Source organism: Streptobacillus felis (assembly GCF_001559775.1).
Lineage (GTDB): Bacteria > Fusobacteriota > Fusobacteriia > Fusobacteriales > Leptotrichiaceae > Streptobacillus > Streptobacillus felis.
Map to the genome: position 1 here is coordinate 1 of NZ_LOHX01000265.1, position 300 is coordinate 300.

General features: G+C 22.3%; 1 pseudogene. It reads right to left on the bottom strand.

The window, feature by feature from the left end:
• Positions 1-80: 80 nt before the first annotated feature.
• A pseudogene (locus AYC60_RS09505) lies at positions 81-197 on the bottom strand (TrmH family RNA methyltransferase); the annotation flags it as partial.
• Between the last annotated feature and the right edge of the window lie 103 nt (positions 198-300).

Here is a 300-nt window from a genome sequence, read left to right on the forward strand (position 1 = left end):
TTATAGTAATAAAACAAAAGTAAATACTTGTGTTTTAATAAGTAATATTGTTTTAACTAAATTACATTTTTTTTTCAGTATTATTCCATTTCTTTCATCTTATACAGAAACACACCTAATGCAATAGATACATTCAATGATTCAATATTTCCATAAATTGGTATTATAGCGTTTTGATTAGATATAACTAAAAATTCATTAGATACTCCTCAACCTTCATTACAAAAAATATATGCATTTTTATCAGTAATTAATTCATCATTTCTATAATCTATACTTACTTTACTTAAGGCTGTCGAA